Consider the following 14,151-nt stretch of genomic DNA (forward strand, 5'->3'; position numbering starts at 1 on the left):
TCGACGACAATATCGATGTCGCCATCCGCTATATCGCCGCCTGGCTCGGTGGTCGCGGTGCGGTGCCGATCCGCAATCTGATGGAAGATGCAGCGACGGCCGAGATCGCCCGGGCCCAGCTCTGGCAATGGCGGACTTTCGGTTGCTCCACCGCCGAAGGCGTCGCGCTCACCGGCCCGATGCTGGAAAACAAGATCGAGGATATCTGCTCGTCCATCCAGGACGAGGTGCCGGACGAGGCCGAGCTGTGCGATCGCATTCGCGCCGCAGCCGACATCCTCACCGAGCTCGTCCTGTCAACGGAGTTCGCCGAATTCCTGACCCTGCCGGCCTATGACCGGCTGACCGCCGAACTCAAGGCGCCGATGAAGCTAATGGAGTTCGAGGACTGATCCAACAATGGGCTGATGACGGTTGGTCGTCTCAGGCGCGGGGTCCGGGCGAGGTCGAAACGACCGGCCCGGGCCCCGCAATGTGTTCAGCCGGTCACGCTCGGCACACCCGGTATCCGATACCCGCACAGATCAGCCAGCTTCCAGCCGGTCGCGGTCTGCTCGAAGCGGCAGGTCATGTAGTCGCCGCGGTAGGTGCCCCAGGGCAGGGGCGCGTCGAGCCGCGGGGTTTCCATCGGCGGGGCGACCCGGTCATGGGCACGCTGCGGATAGACCAGGATCTGGCGCGAGGCTTCCGTCGCCACGAAACCGGGATCATCAAAGATGCACAGCGGTGGCTGGCTGAGCATGCCGGTCACGGTGCCACGCGTATTGCCCTCGGCACCCCAGACATGGCTGCGAACCATCGGATCGCGCGAGATGAAGGCGTTCTGCAACAAGCCTGGCGCCATGGCGTCGGCAACCGCAGTCTCGTTATGGCTGATAATGGCCGAGAAGGCCGCCATTTCGTACGTCAGCGGCGCGCGGCACATGGGGACTGTCTCGGTCGCACAGGCCGTCAGACCCAGCACAGCGGTGGTGGAGGCAAGCGCTAGAACACGTTTCATCGATTCTTCCGGTTTGCGATCAGGTCGTCGACGACGCCCGGGTCGGCCAGTGTAGACGTGTCCCCGAGATTGGAAAACTCGTTCTCGGCGATCTTGCGCAGGATGCGGCGCATGATCTTGCCGGAGCGGGTCTTGGGCAGGGCGGGCGCGAACTGGATCAGGTCCGGTGTGGCGACTGGTCCGATCTCCTGGCGCACCCATTTTTTCAGCAGGTCGACATCTTCATCGGCCGGATCGCGTCCACCCATCAGGGTGACATAACAATAGATGCCCTGACCCTTTACATCATGGGGGTAGCCGACCACGGCGGCCTCGGCGACATCGTCATGGGCGACAAGTGCGCTTTCGATTTCGGCCGTGCCGAGCCGGTGGCCGGAGACGTTGAGCACGTCATCAACGCGGCCTGTGATCCACCAATAGCCATCGCCATCTCGGCGGGCGCCATCCCCGGTGAAATAATAGCCGGGATAGGTCGAGAAATAGGTTTCCACGAAGCGCTCGTGATCGCCATAGAGGGTCCGCGCCTGGCCGGGCCAGGAGCGACAGATAACGAGATTGCCGTTCGCCGCTCCGCGATCGCCGATCCGCTGGCCTTCGGCATCCATCAGAGCCGGCTCGATCCCGAACATCGGTGTCGTCGCCGAACCCGGCTTGAGATCGGTTGCGCCGGGCAGGGGGGTGATCAGGGCGCCGCCCGTCTCGGTCTGCCACCAGGTATCGACGATCGGACAGCGGCTGTCGCCGACGACGGTATGATACCAGTTCCAGGCTTCCGGATTGATCGGTTCACCGACGGTGCCGAGCAGGCGCAGCGAGGCGCGGGAATGCTGTTTCACCGGCGCGTCGCCCTCGCGCATCAGGGCGCGGATGGCGGTCGGGGCGGTGTAGAAGGTATTGACCTTGTGCTTGTCGACAACCGCCCACATCCGGTCCGGGCCGGGCCAGGTCGGCACGCCTTCGAACATCAGAGTCGTGGCGCCGTTGGCGAGTGGCCCGTAGACGATATAGGTGTGGCCGGTCACCCAGCCGACATCGGCGGTGCACCAGTAGATTTCGCCTTGTCTGTAGTCGAAGACATATTCATGGGTCATCGAGGCCCAGACCATGTAGCCGCCCGTCGTGTGAAGCACGCCCTTTGGCTTCCCGGTCGAGCCCGATGTGTAGAGGATGAAGAGCGGATCCTCGGCCTTCATGGGCTCGGGCGGGCACATCGGACTGGTGTCGCGGATCAGCCGATCATAGGCGATGTCGCGATCATCATCCCAGTCGATTGCCCCGCCGGTGCGCTTGACGACCACCACCTTGTCCACGCCGCCCGCGATGGCGACGGCCTTGTCGACATTGGCCTTGAGCGGGATGTGCTTGCCGCCGCGGACACCTTCATCGGCGGTGATCACGAAGCGGCTCCCGCAATCGGTAATGCGACCGGCCAGCGCGTCCGGCGAGAAACCGCCAAACACCACCGAATGCACCGCGCCAATGCGGGCACAGGCCAGCATGGCATAGGCCGCTTCCGGGATCATCGGCATGTAGATCGTGACCCGGTCGCCCTTCTGAACGCCGATCGATTTGAGCCCGTTTGCAAAACGACCGACATGATCATGAAGCTGCGCATAGGTGATGTGGGCCTCGACGGTGGGATCATCGCCTTCCCAGATGATGGCCGTGTCATGCGCCCGATCGGGCAGATGCCGGTCGATACAATTGACGGCAGCGTTCAGGGCCCCGTCGGCAAACCAGCGAATGTGGAGGTCATCCTGGTCCCAGCTGACATCCGAGACTTCGGTGAAGGGTGTGATCCAGTCGATCCGCTTGGCCTCCTCGCGCCAGAAGGCATCGGGCTGTTCGATCGAGCGGCGATACATGTCGGCATAGCGGGCGGCGTCGATGCCCCCTCGACCTGCCCAGTCTGCGGGCACCGGAAATACGACGTTCGGATCGGTGTGGGACATGGCTCGGGCTCCGCGCAGCGTGTGCAAACTCGTGCGGTGAACGATAGCGATTCAGCGGCTTCAGGCAATCAGGCCCAACCCGGGCATTACATGTCGGAGTTGCCGCCCTTGTCGATCACGACACCTTCGGCCCGCAGCGTTGTCTGGGGGTCAAGGGTTCGCATGGCCGCATAGTGCGAGAGGAAGACCTCGCCCGACAATTCGTCAAAGAAGCCGGCCTCGATCAGCTTGTCGGCGACCGGTCCCTTGACCTCGGACAGGTGCAGGCGGACGCCGCCATCGGACAGGCGCGAATTGATCGCGCGCAGGCTGCCCAGCGCGCTGGCATCGACGAAATTGACGGCCGGGAACAGCAGGACGAGATCGGTCGGACGGCTCTCGCGGGCCAGGATGTCGCCGGCCAGCGCTTCCAGGAAACGGGCATTGGCAAAATAGAGCGCTTCATCGATCCGCAGCGAGACAACGTGTGGCGAGCAGATCACCTCGTGCCGGTTGATATTGCGGAAGTGATGCGTGCGCGGCACCTGTCCGACCTCTGCCCAGTGTGGCTGCATGGTCCGCTGCAGAACCAGACCGACCGACAGGGTCACGCCCAGGGTCAGGCCAATCTCGACGCCAAGAAACAGTACCCCGGCCAGCGTCAGGAAGGCTGCGGCGCCATCGGCATGGGAGAATTTCCAGGCATGCCAGGCGTCCTGGAAATTTGCCATCCGCCAGATCGCGGCAAGGATTGTCGCTGCCAGGGCGGCCTTGGGCAGGTGGTAAAAAAGCGGTGTCAGGAAGACGGCCACGAGCAGGATGATGATGGCGGTAAACACGCCGGCCATCGGCGTTTCGGCACCGGCGCTCTCATTGACCACCGAACGGGCAAAACCGCCGGTCACCGGATAGCCGCCGGTCAGGGCCGAGGCGGCATTTGCGGCGCCAAGGCCCAGCAGTTCGCGGTTCGGCTCGATCGTCTCGCGGCGCCGGGCTGCCAGTGACTGGCCGACCGAGACGCTTTCGACAAAACCGACCAGCGAAATCAGGGCTGCAGGTCCGATCAGGGCGCGCCAGGTTTCCAGTGGCACGAGGGGAAAGGCGAGCGGGGGCAGGCCCGAAGGCAGCTCTCCGACAATCGCCAGGCCTGCACGCTCATTGAGGCCCAGCGACCAAGCTGCCAGCGCTGTCAGCGCGACCAGCACGGCCGGCGCGGCCCGGGTCACCGAGGTGATGTGTCCCTCCGCCATGCCCAGACGCTTGAGCAGGCCGGGCAGACCAGAGCGGGCGCCGATCAGGAAGGCGAGGCTGGCTACGCCGACCACGAGCGCAGCCATGTTGATGCCATCGAATTCGCGCGCAAAGGAGACGATCAGCTCGGGAATGGTCGCGCCATGCATGGAGACGCCGATGAAGTGCCGAAGCTGGCTGGCGATGATCAGCACCGTGGACGCGGTGATGAAGGCTTCGACCACGGGGCGGGACAGGAAATTGGCGACGCTGCCAAGGCGGAACACGCCGAAGAGCAGCAGGAAGGCGCTCGACAGGAGGGCCAGCGCACCGGCCGCGGCCATGATTTCGCCCGGATCGGTGAGGCCGAGCGAGCCGATCGCCGCCGCCGTCATGAGTGAGACCACCGCGACCGGTCCGACTGCCAGGACGCGGCTCGACCCGAACAGGGCATAGGCGACCAGCGGTGCGATCGAGGCATAGAGGCCGGCCTGTGGCGGCAGCCCGGCGAGCAGGGCATAGGCCAGGCTCTGCGGGATCAGGAGCACGGCGGTGACCAGGCTGGCCAGCCCATCCTGGGTCAGCTGGGCCCGGCCATAGCCGTTCAGCCATTCCAGGCCGGGCAGGATGCGTTGTAGAAGCTTCAGCATCTCACAGCGCGTCCAGCGGCAGTTTCAGATAGCGGACGCCATTGTCAGCCGCCGGCGGGAAATTGCCGGCTCGCATATTGATCTGGACCGAGGGCAGGATCAGGCGTGGCATGGCCAGTTCGGCATCCCGCGCGGTGCGCATGGCGACAAATTCATCCTCGGTGATCCCGGTATGGACATGGATATTGCGGGCCTTCTGCTCGGCGACCGTGGTTTCCCAGGCGAAATAGTCACGGCCCGGCGCCTTGTAGTCATGGCACATGAAGAGGCGGGTTTCATCGGGCAGGGCGAAAATGCGCTGGATCGAGCTGTAGAGCGCCCTCGCATCACCGCCGGGAAAGTCGCAGCGGGCAGTCCCGAAGTCCGGCATGAAAAGCGTGTCACCGACGAAGGCCGCATCGCCGACATGATACACCATGCAGGCGGGCGTATGGCCGGGCGTGTAGATGGCTTCCGCCTCGATCGTGCCGATCCTGAAGCGCTCGCCATCCTCGAACAAATGTCCGAATTGCGAGCCGTCGCGGGCGAATTCCGGCTCGGCATCGAACAGGTCGCCGAACACGGCCTGTACATGGGTGACATGCGAGCCGATGCCGATCCGGCCACCGGTCTCGCGCGCCAGATAGGGCGCGGCGGAGAGATGGTCGGCATGGACATGGGTTTCCAGAACCCAGTCAATTGTCAGGCCTTCGCTGCGGACGTGCTCAAGCAGCAGGTCGGCTGAGCGGGTTGAGGTGCGACCTGAGGCCGGATCGAAATCGAGCACCGAGTCGATGATGGCGGCGTGCCGGGTCTGCGGGTCGGAGACCACATAGCTGACGGTGAATGTGTCTTCGTCGAAGAAGGCTTTGACGGTCGGAGTCCGGGTCATGATCGCGGCCTTTCCTGTTGCCGAACGGGTTCGTGTTGAGGTCTGAATATAAGGTATTTGCAAAACTATGCAAGTACGATTATATACGTCTCAACAGCCCAGATCCGGGCATCACCATGCAATGGAAGACCATTATGACAGACCACAAGGATTTTGAACCAGCCGAGGTGCAGGCCGGACTCGAGTCGGGACGCTACCTTCTGGTTGATGTTCGCGAGGCCGGCGAGTTCGCCGACGAGCGCATTGAGGGCGCCTTGCTGGCCCCGCTTTCCGGCTTCAAGCCGGAATGCCTGCCACGCGGTGATGATCGCGAGATCATCCTGCACTGCAAATCGGGTGGACGTTCGGGGCGGGCGCTTCAGATGTGCCGTGAGGCCAATGTGAAGGTCGCCGGCCATGTAAAGGGCGGGATTCTCGGCTGGAAAGCCAAAAATCTGCCCACGACACGGGCCGAGAACGCGCCGACCGGCATGACCATCCAGCAGGCGGTCATGGCGATGGCGTCCTTCCTGGTGCTGGTCTCGATCGGCCTGTCACTCGCCTTTACGCCGTGGTTCCTGGTATTGGGGGCCGGTGTGAGTGCCATGTTGCTGCAGGCCAGCTTCACCGGATTCTGCCCGGCCAGCTCGGTCTTTGCCAAGCTGGGCTTCCGACCGGCCTGACATTCCGGTCTAGGCAGCCGCGTTGTCCTCAGGCGCGCAATAGGTCGCATAGAGGGCAGACATCACCGCATTGATCCGCGCATCGGCCAGGCCATAATAAATGGTCTGGCCGTCGCGTCTGGTGGAGACGAGGCCCTTGTTGCGGAGGATCGCCAGTTGCTGCGACATGGCCTGGTCACGCATGCCGAGTGCCTCGGCCAGCTCGCCGACCGAGCGTTCCCGTTCCATCATGGCGCACAAGGCCAACAGGCGACTGGGGTGAGCCAGCGTCTTCATCAGATCCGCAACGGTCTCGGCCATCGGCTTCATTTCATCATATTGCATGGCTTGACCTGATAATTGCGTAGCTCTGCAAATATATAGGCAAGGGCCTTTGAAGCGCAATCGCTGTCCGATAACTGCAACGGGCCTGAATTGCCTATTGTGTTAGCGCGCTAACACGGTATATCCGCGGTCATGGAGACCGAGCCGATGACCGAAACGCCGCGACAACGCTCCGAAAGGGGCGTCGATCTGACAGCGCTCAGTGAAGCCATCCTTGCGCTGCGGGATACTGGCGAGGCTGAACGCTTTTTGCGTGATCTTCTGACACCTGGCGAGATGAAGACGCTGACCGAGCGCTGGCGGGTTGCCGGCCTGCTGGCCGAGGGCGGGCATTCCTATCGCGAAATTTCCGAATTGACCGGCGCCAGCACGACTACCGTGACCCGCGTCGCCCGCTTCCTCAGCCAGGAACCCTGGCAGGGCTACCGCACCATTCTCAACCGTCTCAAGGAGAACCGATCGTGACCTCCCGTCTGCGTATTGCCGTACAGAGCAAGGGGCGCCTGGCCGAAGGGGGTATGGATCTCCTCAAACGCTGTGGCCTGCGTTTCGCCTATGGGCGCGACAAGCTGCACCAGCGTGCCGAGAACATGCCGGTCGATCTGATGCTGGTCCGTGATGACGACATTCCCAATTTCGTTGGCAGCGGCGCCTGTGATTACGGCATTGTCGGAGAGAATGTCCTGGCCGAGGAACAGGCCTCCAGCGCTCGCGCCCGCGAGCTTGAAATTGCCCTGCGCCTGGGTTTTGCCGGCTGTACCCTGAAACTGGCCGCACCGCAGGACGGCGATATCCGCTCGGTTGAACATCTTGCCGGCAAGGCGATCGCGACTTCCTATCCCGGCCTGACGGCCCGGTTCCTGAAAGATCGCGGCATTGAGGCCGAGATCGTCGAGATGCGCGGTTCGGTCGAGGTGGCCCCGCGACTTCGCATTGCCGATGCGATCTGCGACCTCGTGTCGTCCGGCGCCACCCTGCAGGCCAATGGGCTCAAGGCCTTTGAGACCGTGCTGCGCAGCGAGGCCGTGCTGATCCGGCGCAGATCCGGGCGCGAGAGCGACAGTGATGCCATTGCCAATATCCTGATGCGGCGTGCCGAGGGGGTCATTGCTTCGGCCCAGACCAAATACATCATGCTCAATGCGCCGACCGACCGGCTGGATGCCATCCGCGCACTCCTGCCTGGTGCCGATGCGCCGACGATCGCCAAGGTCGCCGGCCGCGAGGATGTCGTCGCGGTCCATGCCGTGTGCCGCGAGCGGGTGTTCTGGGAGACTCTGGAAGCCCTGGAAAAGGAAGGCGCTCGCGCCATTCTTGTTTTGCCGATCGAAAAAATGCTCGCCTGAGGCCAAGACCATGCTGGACATTCTCAACTGGACCGGAGCCTCGCCCGGGGATCGAACGACAGCGCTTGCCCGACCGGCCAGTGCAGGCACGGCCGACGCCGCGGCCCGCGATATCGTCGATGCCATCCGCGATCAGGGCGAAGCGGCGGTTCGCGCCTATGCCAGGCAGCTGGACGGTTTTGCGCCAGCAAGTTTTCGCGTGCCGGCCCAGGCGATTGCCGAGGCCCGCGCAGCGTTGGATCCGGCGGATGCCGAGGCGATCAAGGCCGCCGCCGATGCCGTTCGCCGCTTTCACATCGAGCAGGGCTTTCGCGGTTATTCGGTCGAGACCTGGCCGGGCGTGACCGCATCGCGCCGGGCCACGCCAATCGACACAGCGGCGCTGTATGTCCCCGCCGGATCGGCGCCGCTTGTGTCGTCCCTGATCATGCTGGCCGTACCGGCCCAGCTCGCTGGCGTGCCGCGGATTGTCGTGGTCGCGCCGCCACGCGGTTCCGAAGGCGTCAATCCGGCGCTGCTTGCCGCGGCTGATCTGCTCGGTATAGACGAGGTCTATGCCATCGGCGGCGCCCAGGCCGTCGCCGCCCTGGCAGGCGGCGTGGCCGGCCTGCCGAAGGCCGACAAGATTTTCGGGCCGGGCAATGCCTATGTGGCCGCCGCCAAGGCCTATGTCAGCAGCCTGCCCGGCGGACCGGCGGTCGACCTGCCGGCGGGGCCCAGCGAAGTCATGGTCATCGCCGACGAGCAGGCCGATCCCGATCTTGTGGCCAGCGACTTGTTGAGCCAGGCCGAACACGATCCCTCCGCGCAGGTCATGCTGGTTTGTTTTGACGACGCAACGGCCCGCCGTGTCGTGGATTCTGTCGAACGTCTCCTGACCGAGCTGCCGCGGGTCGAGATTGCCCGTCAGGCCCTGGCCGCGTCGCGCATTCTGGTCTGTGACACCGTCGATGAGGCCGCGGATATCGCCAATGCCTATGCGCCGGAGCACCTGATCCTGCAGGCCGAGAGTGCCGAGCGTCTGCTCGGACTGGTGCGTCATGCCGGCTCGATTTTTGTCGGCGCCTGGACCCCGGAAGCGGCTGGCGACTATGCTGCCGGTCCGAACCACACCTTGCCCACAGCCGGCGCCGCCCGTGCCCATGGCGGGGTGTCGGTCGAGAGCTTCCAGAAGACGACAACCATCCTGCGCGCCAGCCGCGACGGGGCTGCCGCCATCGCGCCCACAGTGGAACGACTGGCTGCGCTTGAGCAGCTGGAGGCGCATGCCCTGGCCATGCGGCTGCGGCGCGAGAAGGCGGAGCGCGAGACTGCTGCCGCTGCGCCGGCCGGGCCTCGTGCCGGCACCAGGCGCCGCAAGACCAAGGAGACCGACGTAACTGTGACGGTCAATCTCGATCGCGATGGTCCGATCCGGATCGCCACCGGGATTGGCTATTTCGATCACATGCTGGACCAGATTGCCCGCCATGGCGGTTTCGCCCTGGACGTGACGGTCGAAGGCGATCTGGAGATCGACGGTCACCACACGATCGAGGATGTCTGCCTGACTTTCGGGGAGGCCTTGCGCGCGGCCCTCGGTGACAAGCGTGGCCTTGGTCGGTTCGGCTTTGAACTGCCGATGGATGAGAGCCGGGCCGCGGTTTGGATTGATCTGTCAGGGCGTCCGTTTGCCCGCTTCGACGGCAAGATTCCGGGGGACAGTGTCGGCGAGTTCCCGGTCGAAATGACGGCGCACTGCTTCCGCTCGATCGCGGAGAGCCTGGGCGCGGCCATCCATGTAAGGGTCGAGGGCGAGAATGCCCATCACATGGTGGAAAGCTGCTTCAAGGCATTCGGCCGGGCCCTGCGCCAGGCGCTTCGGATCGAGGGCGATGCGCTGCCGTCAACCAAGGGCATGCTGGCATGACCATCGGGCTGATCGACACGGGCTGCGCCAACCTCGCGTCGGTCCGGTTTGCGCTCGAGCGGGCGCAGCTGGACTACCGCGTGATCGATACGCCGGCCGGCATGGAGGGGTGTCAACGTTTCATCCTGCCCGGTGTCGGTGCGGCCGGACCGGCCATGCAGCGCCTGCGCGCCGCCGGCTGGGACCGCGCCCTGGCAGCCGATGCGCGCCCGCTCCTTGGGATTTGTCTGGGCATGCAGATGCTGTTCGAGCGCTCGGCCGAGGGACATGTCGATTGCCTGGGCCTGATCCCCGGCGCCATCGAAAAACTGCCGCCGCCCGTCGAGGGTGTCTGGCCGCACATGGGCTGGAATGCGCTTGAGGCGCTTGATCAGGACGAACCTCTGCTCGCCGGTATCGAGGCAGGAGAGCATGTCTATTTCGTGCACGGCTTCTTTGCTCCGCCCGGTCCGGCGACCATGGCGATTTGTGACTATGGCCGCCCGGTGTCCGCACTGGTTCGTCATGGTCATGTTGCCGGTTGCCAGTTCCACCCGGAACGATCCGGTGCTGCCGGCGCGCGCATTCTGGCGAATTTTGCAATGAGTCCGAGATGATACTTTATCCAGCAATCGACCTTCTGGATGGTCGCGTCGTGCGCCTCCACAAGGGCGCGTTCGACGCTGTCACCGATTATGGCGATGATCCGCGGTCCGTTGCCGAGCAGTTTGGCGAGGCGGGGGCGGTATGGATCCATGTCGTCGATCTCAGCGGTGCCCGCGATGGCGCCCGCCGCCAGGGTGAGATTATCCGGACAATCTGCGAAACCGGCCTGCGCGTGCAGACCGGCGGCGGCGTCCGCTCTGCCGAGGATATCGAGGACCTGCTGGCCAGCGGTGTCGAGCGGGTGATTGTCGGATCACTTGCCGTGACCCAGCCGGAGACGGTCCGCGATTGGCTCGGCCGCTATGGTGGCGACCGCCTGACCCTGGCGCTTGATGTGCGACAGATCGCGGGACGATATCGTCCCGCTTTGAAGGGGTGGACCGATACGACTGACACCACGCTGGAAACCGTGATTGCGGCCTATGCGGACAGTGGTCTGGCCCATGCCCTTGTCACGGATATCGGCCGCGACGGCGATCTGTCCGGTCCCAATATCGGCCTGTATACGCGACTCGCTGCGGATTACCCTGGCATCGCGTGGCAGGCATCGGGCGGCGTGTCCTCGCTGGATGATCTGCGCGCCGCGAAAACCTCCGGCGCGGCCGGTGCCATCACCGGCAAGGCGCTCTATGAGGGACGGTTCACCGTAGCGGAGGCAATCGCATGCTTGCGCGACGGATAATTCCCTGTCTCGACGTGCGCGATGGGCGCGTGGTCAAGGGCGTGCGTTTTCGCGATCACGAGGATGTCGGGGATATCGTCGACCTCGCCCGGCGCTATGCCCGCGAGGGAGCTGACGAGCTGGTTTTCTATGATATCGCGGCCAGTGCACGCGGTCGCACCGTGGAGCCGGAATGGGTCAGCGCGGTCGCGCGCGAGCTCGATATTCCCTTTTGCGTCGCGGGCGGCATCCGATCGGTCGACGATGCGCGGGCGCGCCTGTTTGCCGGGGCGGACAAGATCTCCGTGAACACGCCAGCCCTGGAGCACCCTGACATCATTGACCGGCTGGCCGCTGAGTTCGGCAGCCAGTGCGTGGTCCTGGGCGTCGACAGCCGTATTATCGACGGGCAGTGGCGGGTGCACCAGTATACCGGCGATCCGGACAAGACCGTGATCGGCCATCGCCGTACGCTGGACTGGATTGCCGAGGGAATCGACCGCGGTGCCGGCGAGGTCGTGCTCAACTGCATGGACCAGGACGGGGTCCGCGACGGGTATGATATCGAGCAATTGCAGGCGGCACGGGCCTTGTGTTCCACACCTTTGATCGCGTCGGGCGGTGCGGGGCAAAAAGAGCACTTCAAATCCGTCTTCGATCTTGCCAAGGTCGATGGCGCGCTGGCGGCTAGCGTGTTTCACAAGGGGGTCATCGAGATCGGGCAGTTGAAGTCCTGGCTTGGTGGTGAAGGAATCAGGGTTCGACCATGATGGATGCAAAAGCGCTCGACTGGAAAAAGGGCGATGGCCTGATCCCGGCGATCGTCCAGGACGTGGCGACCCGCCAGGTCCTCATGCTCGGCTACATGAATGCCGACGCGCTCGCGGCAACGCTGGAGACCGGTAAAGTCCATTTCTTCTCGCGCTCCAAGCAGCGGCTGTGGAAGAAGGGCGAGACGTCCGGCAATACGTTCAAGCTGGTCAGCATTGCGGCCGATTGCGACAGCGACGCGTTGCTGGTCGAGGTCAAGCCCAAGGGCCCCGCCTGCCACACCGGAACAGTCGGCTGTTTTGGCGATGATCCGGGGCCGGGATTGGGCTTCCTCGCTCACTTGCGCGCCATCATCCGCAAGCGCAGGAAGGACAAGACCAAGGGGTCCTATGTCGGCAGCCTGATGGCCAAAGCGCCCAAGCGCCCGGCCCAGAAAGTCGGCGAGGAGGGCGTCGAGGTCGCCATGGCGGCCGTATCCGAGAGCAAGGAAGCCCTGGCTGGTGAAGCCGCGGATCTGCTCTTCCACCTGATGGTGCTGTTGGAATCGCGCGAGCTGGGTCTGGAAGACGTCGTCGACGTTTTGCGCAACCGTCACGCTGTCCGGGCGTCGAAGCCGGCTTGAGGCGGCGACGCCCGGCTGCCGATCGTCAGTCGGCCGGGCGCACGCAGCGAATCTGGGCTTCGATGCGTCCTTCAATTGGCGCGATGGACATGTAGATGGCATTGCTGCCGTCGCCATCGATCGGGGCGCCGTCATTGTCATACCTGTTGCCGGCTTCGAGTGCCGTACCGGCCGAGTCCATTGCTGCATCGAACCGGGTCCAGTCACTGACCGGGCAGGAAACAATGCGGTCCAGCTGGCCGAAGATCTGACGCAATCGCATGATGTTCTGCGCGTCGGCCGGAGCGTCCATGGTCAGATCTATTTCCCGCTCGCGACAGTAATCCGCGCTGACGGTGATCACGGTGCCATCGGGATAAACGCCACGTTCCGACCGTCCGCCTGTCTCGTCGCGCAGGATTTCGATGTCGCGGAGACGACGCTCGGAAAGATTGAAGGTGTAGCTGGTATGGTCGATGCAGCTGTCAACAGACAGCGTGGTCATGGCTGCGAGGGCAATTGCGGGGATCATCAAGGCGGTTCCGTATTCATGGCATGCCGGGAATCGGCAGGCGATGAATTTTTATCGGACCGCGAACCTGACTGCCATTCATTTGAGTGCCGGCCAGGCGCACCAAACGCAATCAGGCGTGGGCTTGCCGCGGCGCAAGGGGCGGGTTCAGCACCTGGCGGTCCCCCGGGGCAGTGCACAGACTGGGGTCGGACGTTCTGGTTCAGATCAAGCCTCGTGCCCGGACCAACTCCCGGCGTGATCGACTGACCGGCACATCCGTGCCATCGCTCAAAACAAGCCGCAGATCACGGCCGTTACGCCGGCAGGTTTCGATGGCTCGATCCGCAACCCACCAGGACCGATGGGGTGTGAAGCCGAAGACTTCACTGCCTGCCTTCAAGTCTGCGAGGCGTCCCCGTATGAATCGCCGCCCACCATCGGTGGTGATCTCCAGGTAATGATCCTGCGACCGGACATAAAGTGTTTCCGGTCCGATCGGTCCGCGTGCCGATGTCGGCTTGTCGGCCGTTTTCTCGGGCGCGGCTCCGCTGTCCAGATGTCGCCGCTCCCACGCGAAGCGCAGGAAGAGGACGAATCCGGCGACGATTACAACCGGTGCACCGATGAAGGGGATGAATTGGATCCACGGGTCGGCAGCGCGCGGCAATAAGGGCGTCGACTTCAACGCGTGTATCTCGATCGCCACGACCGGGATCGCCACGAGGACGGCGCTCAAGGCGGCCAGCCAGGCGCCGACCAAGGTTGCGGGTGTGAAGCGGCTGAACATACGCTCGAGAATGACCGGCTGGAAGACCACTAGGGCGGCTGCGAGCAGCCAGAACGCGACGCGGTGGGGCAGCGAGAACTCGTCTGTGTCATAAGCACCGCCGACGACGAAGGTCGATGTCATGAACAGCCAAACCCCGCAAAGCAGTCCGGCGTCGCGATGCCAGAGGACCGATGGCGTTGCGGTCTGCTTGGGACCATTCGCGTCAATAAGCGACATTTCGCGACGATATCCTGGCTGCGGACAGGC

The 14,151-nt window shown here is 64.1% G+C and carries 15 protein-coding genes and 1 pseudogene; 9 read left to right on the forward strand and 7 right to left on the reverse strand.

Annotated elements, in window-relative coordinates:
• Positions 1-392, forward strand: a pseudogene (locus QZZ02_RS04655) (malate synthase A); the annotation flags it as partial.
• An 86-nt stretch (positions 393-478) separates the two neighbouring features.
• On the opposite strand, the gene QZZ02_RS04660 reads toward QZZ02_RS04655, so the two are convergent.
• The 4 genes from QZZ02_RS04660 to QZZ02_RS04675 form a co-directional block, all read right to left on the reverse strand.
• On the reverse strand, positions 479-1,000 hold the full coding sequence (locus tag QZZ02_RS04660) for a hypothetical protein (RefSeq protein ID WP_291842698.1): 522 nt from the start codon (positions 998-1,000) through the stop codon (positions 479-481).
• The gene (acs, locus tag QZZ02_RS04665; protein ID WP_291842699.1) at positions 997-2,952 is read right to left on the reverse strand and encodes an acetate--CoA ligase; all 1,956 of its coding nucleotides are present in this window, start codon (positions 2,950-2,952) and stop codon (positions 997-999) included. The genes QZZ02_RS04660 and acs overlap by 4 nt, the downstream gene beginning before the upstream one ends.
• Before the next feature lie 86 nt (positions 2,953-3,038).
• Positions 3,039-4,811 (reverse strand): sulfate permease, encoded by a 1,773-nt coding sequence (sulP, locus tag QZZ02_RS04670; protein WP_291842701.1) that lies wholly within the window; start codon positions 4,809-4,811, stop codon positions 3,039-3,041.
• Position 4,812: 1 nt separating this feature from the next.
• Entirely contained in the window at positions 4,813-5,682 is an 870-nt protein-coding gene (locus QZZ02_RS04675) for an MBL fold metallo-hydrolase (protein WP_291842702.1), read from the reverse strand.
• A gap of 134 nt (positions 5,683-5,816) precedes the next feature.
• On the opposite strand from QZZ02_RS04675, the gene QZZ02_RS04680 reads away from it, so the two are divergent.
• Positions 5,817-6,344, forward strand: a complete 528-nt coding sequence (locus QZZ02_RS04680) for a rhodanese-like domain-containing protein (RefSeq protein WP_291842703.1) — start codon at positions 5,817-5,819, stop codon at positions 6,342-6,344.
• Between the two features lie 9 nt (positions 6,345-6,353).
• On the opposite strand, the gene QZZ02_RS04685 is transcribed toward QZZ02_RS04680, so the two are convergent.
• Entirely contained in the window at positions 6,354-6,668 is a 315-nt protein-coding gene (locus QZZ02_RS04685) for a metalloregulator ArsR/SmtB family transcription factor (RefSeq protein ID WP_291842704.1), read from the reverse strand.
• 147 nt (positions 6,669-6,815) lie between these two features.
• On the opposite strand from QZZ02_RS04685, the gene QZZ02_RS04690 reads away from it, so the two are divergent.
• From QZZ02_RS04690 to hisIE, 7 genes are read left to right on the forward strand one after another with little or no spacing between them, the layout of a single operon-like run.
• Positions 6,816-7,133, forward strand: a complete 318-nt coding sequence (locus tag QZZ02_RS04690) for a YerC/YecD family TrpR-related protein (RefSeq protein WP_291842706.1) — start codon at positions 6,816-6,818, stop codon at positions 7,131-7,133.
• Positions 7,130-8,014, forward strand: a complete 885-nt coding sequence (gene hisG, locus QZZ02_RS04695; RefSeq protein ID WP_291842707.1) for an ATP phosphoribosyltransferase — start codon at positions 7,130-7,132, stop codon at positions 8,012-8,014. The genes QZZ02_RS04690 and hisG overlap by 4 nt, the downstream gene beginning before the upstream one ends.
• 10 nt (positions 8,015-8,024) lie before the next feature.
• Positions 8,025-9,923 (forward strand): histidinol dehydrogenase, encoded by a 1,899-nt coding sequence (gene hisD / locus QZZ02_RS04700; protein WP_291842708.1) that lies wholly within the window; start codon positions 8,025-8,027, stop codon positions 9,921-9,923.
• Entirely contained in the window at positions 9,920-10,519 is a 600-nt protein-coding gene (hisH, locus tag QZZ02_RS04705; RefSeq protein WP_291842709.1) for an imidazole glycerol phosphate synthase subunit HisH, read from the forward strand. Before hisD ends, hisH begins: the two co-directional genes overlap by 4 nt.
• Positions 10,516-11,250, forward strand: coding sequence for a 1-(5-phosphoribosyl)-5-[(5-phosphoribosylamino)methylideneamino]imidazole-4-carboxamide isomerase (gene hisA, locus QZZ02_RS04710; protein WP_291842710.1), 735 nt, complete (start codon positions 10,516-10,518; stop codon positions 11,248-11,250). Before hisH ends, hisA begins: the two co-directional genes overlap by 4 nt.
• Positions 11,232-11,999 (forward strand): imidazole glycerol phosphate synthase subunit HisF, encoded by a 768-nt coding sequence (gene hisF, locus QZZ02_RS04715; RefSeq protein WP_291842711.1) that lies wholly within the window; start codon positions 11,232-11,234, stop codon positions 11,997-11,999. The genes hisA and hisF overlap by 19 nt, the downstream gene beginning before the upstream one ends.
• Positions 11,996-12,622 (forward strand): bifunctional phosphoribosyl-AMP cyclohydrolase/phosphoribosyl-ATP diphosphatase HisIE, encoded by a 627-nt coding sequence (gene hisIE, locus QZZ02_RS04720; RefSeq protein ID WP_291842712.1) that lies wholly within the window; start codon positions 11,996-11,998, stop codon positions 12,620-12,622. Before hisF ends, hisIE begins: the two co-directional genes overlap by 4 nt.
• A gap of 25 nt (positions 12,623-12,647) precedes the next feature.
• On the opposite strand, the gene QZZ02_RS04725 is transcribed toward hisIE, so the two are convergent.
• Positions 12,648-13,133, reverse strand: coding sequence for a hypothetical protein (locus tag QZZ02_RS04725; protein ID WP_291842713.1), 486 nt, complete (start codon positions 13,131-13,133; stop codon positions 12,648-12,650).
• A gap of 202 nt (positions 13,134-13,335) precedes the next feature.
• Complete coding sequence (locus tag QZZ02_RS04730) at positions 13,336-14,121, reverse strand: LytTR family DNA-binding domain-containing protein (RefSeq protein WP_291842715.1); 786 nt, start codon at positions 14,119-14,121, stop codon at positions 13,336-13,338.
• Positions 14,122-14,151 lie beyond the last annotated feature (30 nt).

It is taken from the genome of Maricaulis sp. (genome assembly GCF_015665295.1).
In the GTDB taxonomy this organism is placed as follows: Bacteria; Pseudomonadota; Alphaproteobacteria; order Caulobacterales; family Maricaulaceae; genus Maricaulis.

Bases quoted from the DNA above. Each gene is read 5' to 3' on its own strand.
- QZZ02_RS04675 (WP_291842702.1), bottom strand. From the start codon at position 5,682: ATGACCCGGACTCCGACCGTCAAAGCCTTCTTCGACGAAGACACATTC.
- hisH (WP_291842709.1), top strand. From the start codon at position 9,920: ATGACCATCGGGCTGATCGACACGGGCTGCGCCAACCTCGCGTCGGTC.
- QZZ02_RS04725 (WP_291842713.1), bottom strand. From the start codon at position 13,133: ATGATCCCCGCAATTGCCCTCGCAGCCATGACCACGCTGTCTGTTGAC.
- hisA (WP_291842710.1), top strand. From the start codon at position 10,516: ATGATACTTTATCCAGCAATCGACCTTCTGGATGGTCGCGTCGTGCGC.
- hisD (WP_291842708.1), top strand. From the start codon at position 8,025: ATGCTGGACATTCTCAACTGGACCGGAGCCTCGCCCGGGGATCGAACG.
- QZZ02_RS04660 (WP_291842698.1), bottom strand. From the start codon at position 1,000: ATGAAACGTGTTCTAGCGCTTGCCTCCACCACCGCTGTGCTGGGTCTG.
- acs (WP_291842699.1), bottom strand. From the start codon at position 2,952: ATGTCCCACACCGATCCGAACGTCGTATTTCCGGTGCCCGCAGACTGG.
- QZZ02_RS04680 (WP_291842703.1), top strand. From the start codon at position 5,817: ATGACAGACCACAAGGATTTTGAACCAGCCGAGGTGCAGGCCGGACTC.
- hisF (WP_291842711.1), top strand. From the start codon at position 11,232: ATGCTTGCGCGACGGATAATTCCCTGTCTCGACGTGCGCGATGGGCGC.
- QZZ02_RS04690 (WP_291842706.1), top strand. From the start codon at position 6,816: ATGACCGAAACGCCGCGACAACGCTCCGAAAGGGGCGTCGATCTGACA.
- hisIE (WP_291842712.1), top strand. From the start codon at position 11,996: ATGATGGATGCAAAAGCGCTCGACTGGAAAAAGGGCGATGGCCTGATC.
- sulP (WP_291842701.1), bottom strand. From the start codon at position 4,811: ATGCTGAAGCTTCTACAACGCATCCTGCCCGGCCTGGAATGGCTGAAC.
- QZZ02_RS04685 (WP_291842704.1), bottom strand. From the start codon at position 6,668: ATGCAATATGATGAAATGAAGCCGATGGCCGAGACCGTTGCGGATCTG.
- QZZ02_RS04730 (WP_291842715.1), bottom strand. From the start codon at position 14,121: ATGTCGCTTATTGACGCGAATGGTCCCAAGCAGACCGCAACGCCATCG.